Annotated in this window: 13 protein-coding genes and 1 pseudogene; 12 read left to right on the forward strand and 2 right to left on the reverse strand. The window is 42.5% G+C overall.

Annotated elements, in window-relative coordinates; genetic code table 11:
* The first annotated feature begins 6 nt into the window (after positions 1-6).
* Entirely contained in the window at positions 7-1,563 is a 1,557-nt protein-coding gene (gene spoVB / locus NST94_RS14195) for a stage V sporulation protein B (RefSeq protein ID WP_076302059.1), read from the forward strand.
* A 1,205-nt stretch (positions 1,564-2,768) separates the two neighbouring features.
* Here the strand turns inward: spoVB and shc are convergent.
* Both shc and NST94_RS14205 read right to left on the reverse strand, forming a co-directional pair.
* Positions 2,769-4,661 carry a squalene--hopene cyclase gene (gene shc, locus NST94_RS14200; RefSeq protein WP_076302060.1) on the reverse strand — a complete coding sequence of 631 codons (1,893 nt, stop codon included), beginning with the start codon at positions 4,659-4,661 and terminating at the stop codon, positions 2,769-2,771.
* Between the two features lie 135 nt (positions 4,662-4,796).
* On the reverse strand, positions 4,797-5,243 hold the full coding sequence (locus tag NST94_RS14205) for an OsmC family protein (protein WP_076125698.1): 447 nt from the start codon (positions 5,241-5,243) through the stop codon (positions 4,797-4,799).
* A 190-nt stretch (positions 5,244-5,433) separates the two neighbouring features.
* On the opposite strand from NST94_RS14205, the pseudogene NST94_RS14210 reads away from it, so the two are divergent.
* From NST94_RS14210 to NST94_RS14260, 11 genes and pseudogenes are all read left to right on the forward strand, one after another.
* Positions 5,434-5,601 (forward strand): annotated as a pseudogene (locus NST94_RS14210) (formylglycine-generating enzyme family protein); the annotation flags it as partial.
* A gap of 116 nt (positions 5,602-5,717) precedes the next feature.
* Positions 5,718-6,047 carry a hypothetical protein gene (locus NST94_RS14215; protein WP_256721004.1) on the forward strand — a complete coding sequence of 110 codons (330 nt, stop codon included), beginning with the start codon at positions 5,718-5,720 and terminating at the stop codon, positions 6,045-6,047.
* 225 nt (positions 6,048-6,272) lie between these two features.
* On the forward strand, positions 6,273-7,628 hold the full coding sequence (locus NST94_RS14220; RefSeq protein WP_076302062.1) for an extracellular solute-binding protein: 1,356 nt from the start codon (positions 6,273-6,275) through the stop codon (positions 7,626-7,628).
* Between the two features lie 57 nt (positions 7,629-7,685).
* Positions 7,686-8,585, forward strand: coding sequence for a sugar ABC transporter permease (locus tag NST94_RS14225; protein WP_076125692.1), 900 nt, complete (start codon positions 7,686-7,688; stop codon positions 8,583-8,585).
* A complete protein-coding gene (locus NST94_RS14230; protein WP_076302063.1) occupies positions 8,585-9,424 on the forward strand; it encodes a carbohydrate ABC transporter permease in 840 nt (279 codons plus the stop codon). The genes NST94_RS14225 and NST94_RS14230 overlap by 1 nt, the downstream gene beginning before the upstream one ends.
* 103 nt (positions 9,425-9,527) lie before the next feature.
* The gene (locus NST94_RS14235; RefSeq protein ID WP_076302064.1) at positions 9,528-11,294 is read left to right on the forward strand and encodes a sensor histidine kinase; all 1,767 of its coding nucleotides are present in this window, start codon (positions 9,528-9,530) and stop codon (positions 11,292-11,294) included.
* The gene (locus NST94_RS14240; protein ID WP_339282092.1) at positions 11,284-12,888 is read left to right on the forward strand and encodes a response regulator; all 1,605 of its coding nucleotides are present in this window, start codon (positions 11,284-11,286) and stop codon (positions 12,886-12,888) included. The genes NST94_RS14235 and NST94_RS14240 overlap by 11 nt, the downstream gene beginning before the upstream one ends.
* A gap of 200 nt (positions 12,889-13,088) precedes the next feature.
* Positions 13,089-13,481 carry a hypothetical protein gene (locus tag NST94_RS14245; RefSeq protein ID WP_076217567.1) on the forward strand — a complete coding sequence of 131 codons (393 nt, stop codon included), beginning with the start codon at positions 13,089-13,091 and terminating at the stop codon, positions 13,479-13,481.
* Entirely contained in the window at positions 13,468-13,953 is a 486-nt protein-coding gene (locus NST94_RS14250) for a nitroreductase (RefSeq protein ID WP_076184571.1), read from the forward strand. The genes NST94_RS14245 and NST94_RS14250 overlap by 14 nt, the downstream gene beginning before the upstream one ends.
* 18 nt (positions 13,954-13,971) lie before the next feature.
* On the forward strand, positions 13,972-15,711 hold the full coding sequence (locus NST94_RS14255; protein WP_076302066.1) for an ABC transporter ATP-binding protein: 1,740 nt from the start codon (positions 13,972-13,974) through the stop codon (positions 15,709-15,711).
* Entirely contained in the window at positions 15,698-17,563 is a 1,866-nt protein-coding gene (locus NST94_RS14260) for an ABC transporter ATP-binding protein (protein ID WP_081383279.1), read from the forward strand. The genes NST94_RS14255 and NST94_RS14260 overlap by 14 nt, the downstream gene beginning before the upstream one ends.
* The last annotated feature ends 188 nt before the right edge of the window (positions 17,564-17,751 follow it).

Genomic DNA, 17,751 nt, shown 5'->3' on the forward strand with positions numbered 1-17,751 from the left:
GTATAAATGGGGATGCGTAAACAAAGTTTTATTCGTGGCACGTTCATATTAACCGTGTCGTCATTTTTCACAAAAGGGCTTGGTTTTTTGAACGGAGTCTTGCTGGCACGTTTTTTGGGAGCAGAGGGAGTAGGGCTGCTTATGATTGCTCATCCACTGCTTCCCTTATTTATTACGCTAACAGAGCTGGGGCTTCCTGTTGCGATTTCAAAGCTTGTATCGGAAGCTGAGGTTAAGCAGGATGAAGCGCGAGTAAAGCGTATTCTCACAGTATCCTTAAGCATTACGGGTACGTTGAGTATTATATTAACTTTAGTGGCTCTATTTGGCTCCAAATGGATCGCATCGATTTTTTTGGCCGATCAGCGGGCGTATTATGCTATGGTTGCTATTACGCCGATCATTCCAATTATTGCGATGTCTGCTGTACTGAAAGGTTATTTTCGTGGAAAACAGAACATGAACCCACTTGCCTTTTCCGATATTATTGAGAATCTGGCGCAAATCATTGTCATTATTGGTGTTGTCAACGTATTGTTGCCCTACGGTATTGCCTATGCGGCTGCTGGTGCAATGGCTGCCTCCGTTGTTGGGGAAGGTTTTGGTTTGCTCTATTTATTCGCTGTTTTCAAATGGGCAAATCGAGGTAAGATCAAAACCTCTCCACCACCTACGTCAAGAATTTCAATTAAAGGAGACAGTACGTTGAGAGATTTGCTGCGCATCGGCTTACCGATGACAGGCAGCGGTTTTATTCATTCTCTCTATCATGCCTTTCTACCACTGCTGATTACGAAAAGTCTAGTACTGTTTGGTGTGGGTGTTGAGATGGCGACCAAGCAATTCGGACTTCTGGCGGGTTATGCTCTTCCCATGTTGTTTCTCCCCAGCTTCTTCACACAATCGTTGTCGACTGCATTAATTCCGGCGATCAGCGAAGCAAGTGTGAGCAACAATAGCAAGCTTATGCATAGTCGGATGGATATGGCTATGCGATCCGCGCTTATAGTAGGTTTCCCATGTACAATCATCCTGTACTTATGGGCTGTACCTTTAACAACCATGATCTATCATTCGCCAGAAGCGGGCGAGCTGTTAAAGTTAATTGCACCCTTATTTTTTCTTTATTATTTCGGAGCGCCACTGCAAGCAATTTTGCTTGGTTTGGGGAAAGCATCAACGGTTATGTGGAATCATATTCTTACGAATGTCTTTGAAGTGATTGCGATCTTTGTTCTAGGTTCTAATATTGGAATCGAAGGGGTGGCCATGGGATTCGGACTGGGGCTCTTGCTGCTGACACTGTTGAATTTTTTATCTGTGGCAGGAACGATCGGATTTTATTTTGACTTTCGTATTGTATTCAAGGTGGGAGCAGGAGGAATTGTCATGGCGCTTAGCGGGTTGGCGGCTCACGGAATTCTGGAGCGATTGGACCTGGGGCAGATTATTCAACTGTTCGGAGCGTTGCTTGTTTCGTTAATCACCTATGCAGCAACATTGCAGGTAACCCATGCGTGGGAAAGGGCACCGAAACCACCAACGATTACACCTGTTTCTTGAAAGGAGATATTTCGGTAGCATGCTCCAAAAAGTAAATTGAGTAATGATGCAACCCTCTTTGTACCAGTATGGGGGCGGATGAAGGTCATGGATGGGGAGCAGCGAGATGTTTAACTGTATTTTGTGCAGCTATAATCGTTCAAAACAGTTGTGTATTGAAAATAACTGTATTTCTTACATCTATTCTCACGAGTTAAAGCCTATTAGGTGATTTCTCTTGATTTTAATTGTATAGAATGCAGTTAAAGTCGGAGTTATTCCCTAGCAATATGGATTAAGTGTATAAAATACAGTTATCTCATTAGATTGCGTTAAAATCTTGCGCTACAAATATACGGAGTGGGGATATCAGAAGTTACAGTCATAATTTGCTCAGGCAAACCGCCAGTGATCCAAAATATCAGGCAACGATCCTTGATTATCGGAGATTGCTGCCTAATTGACCATGTGTTAACTACGCTCAATTGCCTCAAAGCAAAAATGGAGTCTATCTCATAAGTAATTTAAGTAATTCCTATTGGGATGATTCATATGGCAAGTTGGATTGATTAGGTAACATTTTGCGCACACGTATTTGCTATCGGACACAGCTGACCTTAAGAGCAGATTTAGCTTACATTTGGAATTTTATCGGACCCCATCGCAGTTATTACCATGAAAAAAACCAAAAATGGCTCTCTTTTTGAGGAATAGTTGCACTGGAGTCCGTAACCTAACTAAAAATCCTAAAAACAAGCAAATAGCGTCTTCTGAGTCCGAAAAGCTCTAAACTTGATCAAGACTGGGTGATTTAGGTAGGTGCAACGGATAAAAGCATTCGACCCCCGGTTCATAACAGCAAAGCAACAATTCTCCTATAACGGATGATCGCTGCTCTGCTGTTTTTTACTAAAAGAAATAGTAGGCGGTCTTTATGGAAAGAAAACATGTAGTATAGTTTGAACAGATGAATACGTACTGGAGCAAGTTATTGGAGAGGGTAGGGGAGCTGATATACCAATCCCATGGCATTTAATGAATGATTTGGTTGCGTTACTGGTTCGTACCCGTTTACGGACTGACTGTAATGGAGATGTATACTATTAAGTAAGTACTGATAAGGAGAGTTTGTCGTAAAGGACGGCAAATGGTGCGATTCAAGCTTTTACGAGACAGTTAAAAAGTGGAGCAGGACAACGCTAGTTATTACCGAGTATTACCGAGTACTAACCTTGACCGTATTTTTTTCTGTAATGACTCAGTGTGAGTAGTGGCCAGATATACCGATAACTATGATAATTGGAATAGAAATTACCGGGGAGACCAGCGCCAGTGGGATAAGAAGTTTTCCAATCCTCTTCATGAATAGACGTGATTAGTCTTTGAATTCCTTTTTCCACCGCAGCTGTTGGCTCTGGCTGAACGGCGATAATCGCATCAAGTGCCCAGGCGGTTTGTGAAGGTGTGCTTTCTCCTAAAGGAACATATTGTAGTAGCCGGTCGCTGTGACAAGACTCTCCCCAACCGCCGTCCGAGTTCTGAATGCTTAGAAGCCACTTCACTCCTTTTTGCAATGTATCATGATTTATAGGCAGCCCAACAGCCTGCAGGCCTGTTAATGATGCCCAAGTGCCATAAATATAACAAACACCCCATCTTCCATACCACGAACCATCCTTCTCCTGATGTTGAATCAGCCATTTTGTACCCCTTTTAATGAACTCGTGTTGTGTATTTAAACCAGCGAAGTTTCCGAGAAACTCCAAAGTTCGTCCGGTAAGATCTGCTTCCGAAGGATCAATGGCTGCAGATTTAGCACCATCGATAGCGAGCCATGTGAGCATTTCTTTATTGGTGTTTTTTTCGAATGCCGGCCAGCCGCCGTCGTTATTTTGCATCGATAGGACCCAATTCAGTCCGCGATTCCATGATTCCAGATATGAAGGGTGAATGGTTGATAAGCTTCGGATGGCTCGCAAGGCTGCCGTTGTATCATCTACGTCCGGATTGATTGTATTAGACTCAGAGAATCCCCATCCACCGGGAACTATATCCGGATTATGGATGCTCCAGTCAGCAGTTTTATGATGCTGTTTATCCAGAAGATAAGAAGCAGCGTGTTTTATTTTTTTGTGATCAACTGGAATTTGTGCCTCTTGTAAAGCATAGGAGATTAACGCTGTATCCCATATTGTAGATGGAGAGTTTTGAATTGTAGTATTATGATTTGATTGGCATTGCAGCGCGGTGAGACCTCGAATGGCCTGTGTAATTATCGGATGCTGCCGATCATAATCGAGAGCAAGCAGGGCAAAAACCATAAGAATTGTACTGCTGGCATAGCTGTAAAAGGTACCGTCGGATTCGATTCGCTGGAGCATATATTGCTCCGCTTTGTTTTTGGCAGCTTCATGTATGTAGTGTGGACTCCCGAGTAATCTGCTCAAACCCATTTGAATAACATCCTGCATCTCCTGATATCCACGGGTAGGCGATTCATCTCTATCCAATCGTGTCTCCATAAGATCTGACAGATCAGGAGCATGGGTTGTAGTGATCGAAAATCGCCGATCGGCCATAATGAGCATAGGAGTGAGGTGTACCCTAGAGTAGCCAGAGAATTCGAAATAGTTAATTGGGAAGTAAGACGGAAACAAAAGCACCTCCAGTGGAATCGAAGAAATTGCTAAAGGCCACTTGCTTTGACCCGTTGCGGCGAGAATGACTCTAGTTAAGATACTTGTGACCTTGCCTAAACCACCTTTAGACAGTATATAACGCTTAGCCCGAAGTATTGGCTCGTCTGTTATCTTACTGTATCCAGAATAGAGCAGGGCATAATAAGCTTCGACTGATGTGGATAAGTTCCCAGCTTCTTCGTCCTTATATAACTGCCAGCAACCCTCTCGCTGTTGTGCATCAAGAATGCGATCATGTAGCTGCCGAATGAGCGTTTCATTCTGTAGGTTCAACACCCTAAAGAGAATGATCATATAAGCATCGATCACAATCCCGTTCTCAAAACAAAAATGCCATGAGCCGTCATCCTTCTGCTGTTGTAGCAAGAACGTTGACAAACGTTCGATTTCTTCATCTACTTTACTTAGTATATCCGTCATGTTTTGGGTTCCTCCGAAGGGCATCATTTTTAACATTATATGAAGTCGGAGAACAGGACATGAAAAAGAGCTGCTTAGTCGCTTTTACGCAACTTTGCAGCCCTTTTTACATTCCCTCTTAGCATTATTAAACGGTTAATTTTCAATCACAATACGATTTAGCTTGAGATTAACCGGAGCTGCAATGGTGTCACCTACAGGGCATTTGCTCTCCAGAAATTGTACGAACTGTTCGACCTTCTCAGCAGGGGATGGAGTCTTTATGTAGAATGTATACCGAATATCGGAATAGCCAGGACGTACTTCAGAGCGGTTGAAGAATCCGTCGAGATCCAAGTCACCTTCCACATCTACTCTGAAATCTTCAAGCTCCACCTCAAATTTAGAGGCGTAGACCCGAGCTACAATGGATTGGCAGGCACCCAAAGAAGCGAGCAAAGCTTCAACAGGATTCATTCCTGTATCCGTACCCCCTAGACTTGTCGGTTCATCGATGACCAGCTCGAATTGTCTTGCATTAGTAACGACCTTTACGCCGTCTTGCAAATGAGCAGTTGCTTTGAAAGTTTGAACATTTGGCATGTGTTTACACTCCTTCTTGTGGACAAACTAAGGATGATTTAATGTTTCTTATTTTTTGAAATTCATAGTATGTTTCTAGGAATTGTATAGATTATAGTTCTATTCTGTATACCCGTCAATACATGATTAAAATTATAGTTAGGAGGCAGCTAGAGTGTCGACCGAAATTGAGGGCTATTTGGACTATCCTATGGTTGCAATTCCAGGGGAAAAAATAGAATTAAGAGACGATCGGATAACGTGTAGATGGAAAGCAGAAATCAAACCATTTCTTCTTGCACCCTATCCTGTAACTATGGATCTATCCAATGCTATAATTAATAACTCATCTCAGGGAGATCTAAAGCCGGTTGTGAATATATAGGTGAAGATGGTATACACATTACTTGGGATAAGGAGTCAGACGGCTTCCATCTTACCCGGTCTTATTAATGGGTTATGGATTTGTAAGTGGAATTAGAGGAGGGAATAATTATGCGCGAAGGACACATAGAAAAGCACGGTTATAACGAGCATCGAGAATACGGAGAGCATGGAGAAATGAATATAAATGGAGTCAAGGAGGGTTCGGAGCATCCTCACAAAAGCGCTCAGACCTTTCGTCGTGCTAGGGCTATCGCATTTTTGGACAAGCTAATGATTAATCGTTCGGCGTTGCAGCAGCAGCTAAACGAGTCAGAGATTGAATCGGTAAAACAAGTCATTAGTGGTGAACTAAAAGCTACGGAAGCGATCATCGATGAGTTCATACATATGTTTCAGATTCATGAGATAACTTCTGATAATAGAGAAGAGAGAAGATAGAACCTAAGCCACTCAGCTATATAGAGGTGTTCATTCCCTAAGTTTTGATATGAATGAAAAAAAGACTTCTGAAGAAATCAGAGGTCTTCTTTATGTGTAGCTAATAAAGAAAAATGTCTAATGTAAAGAGAATACATCATTAAGTAAAACGCTTTCATGTTCACTCGATAAATTGATTTATATAATTAGTCCTGTAAGCAATATAAAAATGGGGGGCGAAAAAGAATGAAAAAAGTCAACAAAAAAAGGATTAACCTAACTCTAACAGTGTTGATGGCTATGTCCATGCTTATCACTGCTTGTGGTGGGAACAACGGGAATAACGTGAATTCTGAGGCTAATGCAAACGCAGGCAAAACGGAAAAAACCCCTGCGGCGGAAGAGAAGCTCAAGATTACTATGTGGTCCCAATTCGCGGATCCAAATTCTAAAGACGGCGGGTTTGTTGGTTTTTATAAAGCACTTGAAGCAACCCAGGCTAAATTTCCTAATGTTGAAATCGAGCATGTGGGTGTTGGGGGCGAATCTTATAAAACAAAAGTGAAAGCGGCTTCAGCCGCCAATGAGCTGCCCGACATTTTTTACACCTGGGGTGGCGGATTCTCTGAGCCATTTATAGCGGGGAACCGGATTTTGTCCATTGATGATCTCGCAAAAGATGGAACGCTGGACCAAATTGTACCAGGTACGACAGACAATTTCATCTTCGATAGCAAGCTTTACGGTCTGCCGATCAATATAGCTACTGCTCAAATGTACGTCAATAAAGAACTATTTGAGCAAGCAGGAGCGAAAATTCCGGAAACATGGGATGAGCTTGTTGCTGCGATTGAAGCACTAAAAGCAAAAGGCATTCAGCCGATTGCACTTGGGGCTAAAGACAGATGGCCAGCAATGCAATGGAACGCGATTCTAGCCATCCGGATGGCAGGCGTGGATGCTGTAAATGCCGCTTTAACGAAAACAGGATCATTCGACACAGCTGAATTCACAGAAGCTGCTGCGAAATACAAACAATTGATTGATGCGGACTCCTTCGGCAAACATTTTGTTGGAACTTCTTATGATGACGCGACAAATATGTTCCTATCAGGCAAAGCAGCTATGATGTTCATGGGCGCTTGGGTCAACGGACAGATTGAAGATGATAACTCTCTGGTCAAAGGTAAAGTGGTACCGATTAAATTTCCAACCATTCCAGGGGGGAAAGGAAATGCTGACGAGTGGTTCGGAGGTTCGGGTGAAACATTCGTGCTCAATGCCGATCTGAAAAACAAGGAAAGAATATGGGAAGTATACAAGTTCTTTATTGAGACCATGTCTAAAGAAGTATTTCTGGCTGGTTCAGGCTCCTCAGCATGGAAAGTTGATGTAGGTGACACTTCTCAAATGAATCCACTGGCTCTGCAAATTGGTGAATTGTCCTCATCAGCAACTGGTTTCTCCTACTGGTGGGATCAACTGCTGAATGGTAATGACACTGAATCTATGTTCGGTTCGCTGATGAAATTCGTCGCCGGAAAAACAACACCTGAAGACTACACGAAAGAACTACAGAGCAAGGTCAATCAAGGACAATAATCTGCGTCAGGCGGCGAGAATTGTTCGCCGCCTGATCGATTTAAGGTGGAGTGAAGCATGCATCAAGTATTCGGAAACAAAAAGGCTATCGCCGTATTTGTTGTTCCTGCTTTGATTTTATACATTCTTGTCGGTTTTTTCCCGATCCTTCAGTCTATGTATTACAGTCTGCTGGACTGGGATGGGATACAACCGGCTAAATTTATTGGTTTAGCTTCTTATAAGGATTTATTTTTTGCAGATACGTACGGCATGGATTTTAATCATTCGATACTTAATACGTTGTATCTGGCAGTTCTTTCTGTTTTCATGCAACTTCCGATAGCTCTGGTGCTCGCTCTGGTTCTTGCCAGAGGGGTGTGGGGTGAAAAGCTGTATCGTACTTTGTATTTCATTCCAGTCTTGGTATCCTCCTCTGTCATCGGGGTTATGTTTCTGAAAATCTATCAGCCTGAATATGGCTTGCTGAATACGATACTCAATCAATTAGGCTTGTCCTCCTGGACACATGATTGGTTAACGGAAAGCGGAACTGCACTAATAAGTGTTATGATTCCAATCGTTTGGCAATATATCGGCTACCATATGCTTCTAATGTACGCTGCCATCAAAGGGATTCCTGAAGATTTGTACGAGGCTGCAAAAATTGACGGAGCATCAAGTATAAGAACCGCCTTCTCTATCACTATTCCACTTATTTCACCGATCCTGAAGGTATGCGTCATATTTGCTGTTTTGGGATCATTGAAGTTTTTCGATTTAGTCTTCATTATGACCAATGGCTACCCTACACCGGAAACTAGTGTTCCAAGTACATTGATGTATTCGTCGATTTTTAATCGCAATATGTATGGGTACGGCAGCGCGATGGCCGTGTTTATGGTTGTGGAATGTCTCTTTTTCTACTTAGTTCTACAAAAACTGATCAGAACCTACGATGATAAGGAGGAGAGCTAATGACAACAACACATAACCGCCGCTGGCCAAAGGTTGTTTTGCAGATTGCGTTTCTAATCTTCGCAGTTATTCAACTGTATCCGCTCGTGTGGCTTGTATTTTCCTCCTTTAAAACAAACATAGAAATTACAGGCTCAAATGTGATGGGCTTGCCTAATGAGTGGCGGTGGGCGAACTACGACTACGCACTTTTTAAGGGGAATATCGCACGTAACTTTTTGAACAGCCTTATGTATACAACGGTAACTGTCATTATTTCTGCTCTGTTATCGGCAATGGTTTCTTTTGCTGTCGCAAGAATGAAGTGGAAGCTTAATAATGTGGTGCTTACTTTCTTCATGCTGGGATTGATGATCCCCGTTCATGCTACGCTGCTACCTGTCTTTCAGATGTTAAAAATGACAAGCTTGCTGAATACGCCGTGGGCCTTAATCATTCCTTATACCGTTAGTGCACTTCCTACTACAATCTTTATCATGATTGGTTTCTTTAGAGCGCTGCCAGGGGAGTTGGAAGAAGCCAGCGTTGTAGACGGCTGCAATATTTATCAGGTTTTTTTCCGTATTATGCTTCCGCTTGTAAAGCCGGCTATCGTAACCACTTCCATCTTTACTTTTTTATCTGCTTGGAACGAACTGATGTTTGCCAATACATTCATTAATGATCCTGACTTAGCAACAATTACCGTCGCCATCAATTCGTTTAAAAGTGCCTATGCCACAGAATTCGGACCTATGTTCGCAGGAATGGTTGTGGCTACACTACCCATGATCATTATCTACTTGTTCCTAAGTAATCAAGTCCAAAAAAGCATTATTGCCGGGGCAGTTAAGGGTTAAAGCAATGGGATAGGAATCTTTCGAAAAATGCTATACTAGTGTCGTATTGAAGAAACTATAAATAAAAGTCCGTATTCGCTTAATGTCGGCCAGGAGGTTACCGATGAGGTTTGCACGTATCCGATCACAAATCGTTTTTTACTACTTGGTCTTATTAGTGGTTTCCATGATTGCAAGCGGTATTATGTACCAACGAATCAATGAGAAATTCACCGAGGAAAAGGTAGGTGAGGTATCGCTTCAAACCTTGAACGCCATGAATTCCGGAATCGAATCACTTCTTGACAGCACGAATAATTATTCCAAGATGATCGTGTCGAACAATACGGTTCAGGAAATTTTGGGCAGTGATCTGGCGGGTAACGACATCGGAATTTTAACTTACAAGCTAGAGGTTGCTCTGTCAGATTTTATGCTCGCAGAGCCCTCTATCTCTTCTGTCTATCTATTCGATAATGCAGGACGTAAGTTTGCGATTGATTTGCAGTCTGCAAAACCGATCAGAACAGATGGGATCGAGTCAGCGGAATGGTACTCCGAGGCAGTCGCCTTGGACGGAAAAGCAATTTGGAGGAAAAATGCCGGAGGTATCTTCAATTTTGAGACGAAGGAACCCCAGCAGGATCCACAATATATTTCTCTGATTCGTATCGTAAACGACATGAACACTTCCAAGAAAATAGGAGTATTAGTCGTGAACATTACGGTTCAGGAGCTGAAAAAAAGCTATGAACGTTCGATCAACGATAATAAACCTGATTTAATGATCGAAACTGGATATGAGACACTCCTTGATTTTACACGGCCTGAATTATCGAACTATACAAACTCTTCTATGCTTGATGTGCCGCTCGGCAGTAGCAAAATCGTAAAGATCAAAGATCATAATTATCTGATCTCTTCTCTGGTTTCAATGGATCGTGGTTGGAGGTTTACTAGCGCTCAGCCTTTGGGGGAATGGGAAAGCCCCTATCGTCAATTTAATCTGATGCTGTTAATGATTATGTTGTTTAATTTCATTTCTATATTTTTAGGTTCCGTCTGGATTTCTAGATTCATTACTACACCTATTTTACATATGCTGCGATCCATGAAAAAAGTGGAGATTGGAGAGTTCAGTTTGGTTCGGTACGAGGCGAGAACGGATGAGCTGAACCAGTTGAAAGATAGGTATAACAATATGATTATGACCATTGAGCAAGCGCTTAAGCGGGAGAAAGAAGAACAGAAATTGATTCGGAAACTCGAATTGGATATTTTGCAGCAGCAAATTAAACCACATTTTTTATATAACACGTTAGAATCAGCTGGCTATTTAACTTTGTCAGGAAATAATAATGAGGCGTACCAGATTATTTCTGAGCTTGCAGCCTTCTATCGTCAGAGTCTTAGTAAGGGCAGTGATGTAGTAACGTTAAGAGAAGAAGTAGAGATCACTAAAAGTTATCTGAGTATACAAAATATTCGCTATCCAGAAATTTTCATCAGTGAAATTGAGGTGTCGGAAGAAGCTGAGTATGTTCGGATACCCAAATTGACGCTTCAGCCGCTTGTAGAAAATGCGCTTTATCATGGTATTCGCCCTTTAGGGGAGTGTGGTAAGATTCGCATCCTTGCCCGAATTCAGGGGAATCGACTGAAGCTAGTCGTGGAAGATGATGGTGTGGGGATGAATGAAGACAAACGTCGGGAAATGCAAGCTGAGCCCTATGGGCAAAATGAGTCCAGTTTTGGGTTGCGCGGTACTTTGATGCGTTTGAAGCTGTACTATGGGGCGGACATGAATTGTAGTTTGGTCAGTGCACCGGGAGAAGGAACTCGGATTGAATTGGAACTACCGCTTGAGGAGGGGAATAGTCATGGAGCTTGAACTGCTCAGAGCCATTATTGTGGATGATGAAATTAATGCGAGAAAAATTGTTCCCATCATTATAGATTGGCAAGCAGTTGGTTACAGATTCGTAGGTGAGGCCTCGAATGGAAGCGAAGCGTTAGATCTGATCGAAACCATGAAACCGGATGTAGTATTTACAGATATCAGTATGCCTTTTATGGATGGACTGGAATTAAGCCGGTTGATAAAAGAAAGGTATCCGCTAGTCAAAATTGTGATCATCACTGCACATCCCGAATTCGAATATGCAAAAAGAAGCCTGGACATTGGAGTACAAAATTTTATCTTGAAGCCGCTCCAAGCCGAGGAGGTACGAAGAGTTGCGGTAGATCTTCATGGGAAAATCCGGGAAGAGACAGAGCGGTGGAACGAATATCAGGAGCTGAATCGACAGTTAAAAGAACACGCCGTTCAACTAAAAGAAAAATTTCTAAATGATTTGTTATCAGGCCTCTGGGACCCCGATCAGCTGGATAGCCGATTCCATTACTTTTTTCCTGAATCAGTGAACAGCTTGTTTTCAATCATGCTTATTGAACTTCAAATTCCCATAGAAGAAGGGGAGGAACAACGTATCCTGCAGTCTTTGCGTTGTAAGAGGTTTATTGATTACGCGCTTGAAGAGTATGAGGGAATCGAAGTTTTTTTTGATAACAGTCAACGGATTGTCCTTCTTAATAGAAAAGATAATCAGAATCTTACGAAGATTGGAGAGTGGCTGGCCCAATCGCTCCATGAAAAGCTTGGATGTAAAGCTTGCATTGGCGTAGGTAGTACCTGTACGGATTTCAATAGGATCAAAGAATCCTATAAAGAGGCGCTGGAGGCAGTTAGATATGGTAAGTTAAAGGGCAGTAACGCCATCTATTTTTTTAATGATGAAATTCATTTCGGGGGCCGATCCTGGGAAGTTAAGACGAATGAAATTGAGGAAATTTTGTTTTTTGTAAAAGCTGGTGTCTTAGACAAGGCTGTGCAATCCATTGAGAAAATGTTTCAGGATTTGGAGAAGTCCAAGGCTTTTTCTGTGGAACGAGCTAGGCTGGTTTCGGCCCAATTTGTCTCCACATTAATCAATTCACTCGCTGAAATGGGAGTTATACTAGATAATAATCTTTCTTTCGATATTTCGCCATATAAAAGGATTTTTGAGCTCGATAGCCTGCCAGACATGCAACAGACATTACTTGAACTCACAGAGAAGGTAACCTCTCAAGTAACCCGGGCACGAAGCAAAAAAACTAATAATATTATCCATGAAGTTAAAGAATTTATTCAACAGGAGATGCACATTCCGGAGATGTCTTTATCCTATGTATCGAATAAATTCCACATGAATTCCAGTTACTTTAGCCGGATTTTTAAGCAGGACACAGGGATTAGCTTTACGGATTATCTTCTCAAGTGCAGAATGGAAAAAGCGGTGAAGCTTCTGAATGAAACGGATTGGAAAGCTTATCAAATTGCTGAAAAGGTCGGCATTAAAGATCCATTTTACTTCAGTAACTGTTTTAAAAAAGTAATGGGAGTATCCGTTCAGGAGTATAAGAAAAATAGCTTTTCCCTATAAATCACTCCGTTGAATTTGATAATTTTTCTCTTTAAGCCCGCACTTTATGCGGGTTTTTATTGTTTTTTAAGATATAAAGTAAGCAATAATGATGTTACAAAATGGAAAAATGATCTTGACAGAAATGGTTTATATCGTATACATTTGTATACATGAAGAGCGCGTATACAAATGTATACACCGCAAAAGGAGGAAATAAAATGCGTGAAGGACATGTCGGCAAACGTGGCGGTCATAGGGAGCATGGAGAGCATAGAGATCGTGAGGGACGTGGCGAACACAGAGATCGTGGCTTTATGAAACATGGGATGACGGAATCAATGGATCCACATCCTAAAAGTGCTCAAACTTTTCGCCGTGGCAGAGCCATCGCTTTTTTAGATAAGCTTATGGTTAACCGGGCTACATTACAGCGGCAGTTAAATCAGCCTGAGCTTGAATCGATTAAACAAGTGGTTAGCGGTGAATTAAAAGCAACGGAAGCGATCATTGAAGAGTTTAAACAAATCTTTCAGATTCATGAGATCGCTCCAGAAGATACAACATCAAATGTTAATAAAGAGGAGAGTAAAGAAAAAGATGAAAATAACTGAGCTCATTAAAACCCGTAGAAGTACAAAACAATTCAAACAGACTCCAATTCGTGAAGAGGAGTTACATTCATGGCTGGAGGCTGCAAGTTACGCTCCTAATCATCGTATGACCGAACCTTGGGAGCTTCTTTTCATCGGACCCAATACTAGAGCGAAATTAAAGCATAAAACGGATTTTGGCAACGCACCTGTTGTTTTTGCAGTTCTGTCTAAGCCTGCCGCAACTGCGTTTGAACGCGATGAGAATGTTATGGCTGCTGCTTGTTTCGTACAAAATTTCTTATTAGCTGCACATGAAGCAGGTGTAGGTACGTATTGGGCTTCGCTGGGGGCTTTGCCTCATAATCGTGAGATTCTTAGTGTTCAAGAAAATTACGATGTTATTGGGATATTTGGAATGGGGTATCCGGAGGAAGTGCCGAATGCGAAACCTAGAACACCGATTAGTTCTAAAATCACTTATTTATCTTAAACAATTGAAGGTGGCGGAATGTGGAAGCTTAAGCATTATTTGAGGCCATATTGGGTGTGGTGTGTGTTGGCACCATTGCTGATGCTGGTCGAAGTGACTATGGATTTACTGCAGCCCACACTCATGGCGAGCATTGTGGATAAGGGTGTCATGACAAAAGATTTGTCTCATATTTTCTCGACCGGACTGATCATGCTTGGTGTAGCGTTTATCGGTCTAATTGGTGGGGTGGGCTGCACTATTTTTTCGAGTATTGCTTCTCAAAACTTCGGTAATGATTTGCGGATTAGCTTGTTTGAACATATTCAGAAATTTTCTAACAAGAACCTGGATCAATTGAAGACGGGCTCACTGATTACACGATTAACAAATGATGTGGTACAGCTGCAAACCTTTGTGCAAATGATTTTGCGGAGTATTCGATCTCCCTTGCTATTAGTCGGAAGCTTGGTGATGGCGATTCGGATTAGTCCTATGCTGACCCTCATCCTAGCCGTTGCCGTGCCACTCTTGAGTTTAATTTTGTATGGGTTAATCCGACTTTCTTTTCCTTTGTTTCAGAAAATGCAGGTCAAATTAGACGGTGTGAACACAGTGTTGCAGGAAAATTTATCAGGCATTCGTGTAGTCAAAGCATTCGTCCGCGCTAACCATGAACAGAAACGCTTTAATACAGCTAACAAGGATTATACAGAAATTGCGATAAAAGCGGTACGGTTAATGTCATTAAATATGCCGCTAATGATGCTTGTACTAAATGCCAGTATTGTTGCTGTACTATGGTTTGGGGGAGTGCAAAGCTGGAACGGTGGGCTGCCAGTTGGTCAGCTGATCGCTTTTATTAACTATATAACCCAATTGTTGATGTCAATGCTGATGTTAAGCAATATGTTGACCTTCTTCTCACGAGCCAAGGTTTCTGCCGATCGGGAGAATGAAGTATTTTCCACCATTAGTGAGATTACAGAAGTTGCCAACGCTAAAAAAGATGCCATACACAACGGTCGGATCGTATTTGACAATGTATCTTTTGCTTATGATCCTACGGATGAAAATCTAGTGTTAGACGGTATTAATTTTACTGCGGAGCCAGGAGAAACAGTGGCCATTCTTGGTGCCACCGGTACTGGTAAATCATCATTGGTCAGCCTCATTCCCCGGTTTTACGAAGTGTCCTCTGGATCTATCACAATTGATGGCTCCGACACTCGTATGATTGCTCTGGAAGATTTGCGCAGCAGAATCGGATATGTTATGCAGCAGGCTATTCTGTTCAGCGGTACTATCCGCGATAATATCCGATATGGCAGACCGGATGCCACAGATGAGGAAGTGGAAGAAGCAGCAATAGCCGCTGAAGCTCACAATTTCATTTTAGAACTTCCACAGGGTTACGATACAGAGCTCGGCCAGCGTGGCATTAACCTGTCCGGTGGGCAAAAGCAGCGGCTTTCGATTGCACGGGCACTTTTAATTCAGCCAACAATCCTCATTATGGATGACAGCACTAGTGCGCTCGATGCAGCGACAGAGTCACGAATCCGGCAGATGTTAAAAACACGGCTGCGCAGCAGCACGAATATTTTGATAGCTCAACGTGTCACCTCTGTAATTGACGCTGATCGTATTCTGGTATTAGAAAACGGCCGAATTGCTGTACAAGGTACACATGATGGTCTTATGAACAGCAGTGAAATATACAGAGATATTTGGAGATCACAGATGAAGGGAGAGGAGGTGCCTTATGTCAAAGCTTAATAATGGCATGAACACCACTCCTTTTAATCGATCAGGCGGATTCGGACCTGGATCTGGATCTGGACCGGGATCTGGCCCCGGACGGGGCGGAGCTGTGCCAATCGTACGTGCTAAGAATCAAGCGGGCACACTCAAACGCATTTGGATGTATTTGAACCGCCAGCGGTTCGGGTTAATCATTGTGTATGTATTTACTGTGTTAAATGCAATTCTTTCGTTGATTGGGCCTTATCTAATCGGTAAAGCGATTGATACTGCGGTAATTCCTCACGATTATCAGGGTCTTATTCGTTTTTGTCTACTCCTAATCGGTATTTATGGGCTAAGCAGTGTGGTTGCTTGGGTGCAAGCCTATGTTATGACATCCGTCTCACAGAATACCGTGTTTGAGCTGCGTCGTGATCTGTTCAGCAAATATCAACAGCTACCGATTAAGTTTTTTGACACGCAAGCTAACGGAGAACTAATGAGCCGGGCAACCAACGACATAGAGAGCGTATCCAGTACACTTAATCAGAGTGTGACCCAGTTATTAAACAGTTTGATCACCCTAAGCGGTTCACTAGTGATCATGTTAATGATGAACGTTCCGTTGACCGTAGTTTCACTGATAACGATCCCTCTTGTGTTATTGTCCAGCCGTAAAATCATAGGTTTAAGTCGAACTTATTTTAAAAATCAGCAACGCCATCTAGGTGAGTTGGGTGGATTTATCGAAGAAACCATCAGCGGACAAAAAGTAGTCAAACAATACAGCAGGGAAGAGACAGAAGTGAAACGGTTCCGCAAAATCAGCGGAGAGTTGAATAAAGTCGGCATTAAGGCACAAATTGTTTCCGGATTAGTGGGACCGGTCATGAACATGATTAATAACCTTGGATTTGCGATCATTGCCGGGGTGGGTGGCTGGATGGCTTTTCATAACATGGCTACGGTTGGCGTAATCGTTAGCTTCCTTACGTATTCCAAACAGTTCGGACGACCGATCTCCGATCTTGCTAACCAGTACAATCTAATTCAGTCAGCAATTGCTGGTGCGGAGCGTGTGTTTGAAGTTATGGATATGCCATCCGAATATGGTGACGGTGATGAACAAAGTGACGATCTGCCACGGTTAAAAGGGAATGTTGTTTTCAAAGACGTTTCATTTGCTTACAAGCCAGATTCACCAATTCTGAGTGGGGTTACGTTTGAAGCAAAACCCGGAGAGAAAATTGCGCTTGTCGGCCCAACGGGTGCTGGAAAAACGACCATTGTCAACTTGCTGATCAGATTCTATGATTTGAGCGGCGGCTCCATATTCATTGATGGCCGCGATATTGGAGAGCTGGATAAAAATGCACTTCGTAGTCAATTGGGAATGGTATTGCAAGACGCGCATGTATTCTCGGGAACGATTCGGGAAAATATTCGCTTTGGACGTCTTGATGCGACAGACCAAGAGGTAGAGGAAGCGGCAAGATTGGCCAATGCAGATGCCTTTATCAATAGACTGCCGCATGGATATGAGACTATTCTCCATGCGGAAGGCAGTAATTTGAGCCACGGCCAGCGTCAGCTTTTAACGATTGCCCGCGCCATTCTAGCTGATCCAGCTATTTTGATCCTAGATGAGGCAACCAGCAGTGTGGATACGCGTACGGAAATGCATATTCAACAGGCGATGGAAAAGCTAATGAAGGGACGAACAAGCTTTGTGATCGCCCATAGGCTTAGTACCATCCAGGATGCTGATCGTATACTCGTTATTCAGGGTGGCGGAATTGCCGAGCAAGGCAGTCATAAAGAGCTTCTTGCGCTGCAAGGCGTTTATTACGAGCTGTACAATACCCAGTTCAAACGAGCGATTTAAAAGAATCATTACTTGAGCCGATAACATTTGTAAGTAGATGCTTTTATCGGACTCCTCTGACCTTAAAGACGAGATTTTCTGATTTTCAGAATGTTAAAGGACCCCACTGCAGCTATTGGCGTGAAAAACACCAAATATAAGTCACTTTCTAAGGAATAACATCCTTGAGGTCCGAAGCCCTGCTTCAA

This window comes from Paenibacillus sp. FSL H8-0282, assembly GCF_037963825.1.
GTDB lineage: Bacteria > Bacillota > Bacilli > Paenibacillales > Paenibacillaceae > Paenibacillus_AQ > Paenibacillus_AQ odorifer.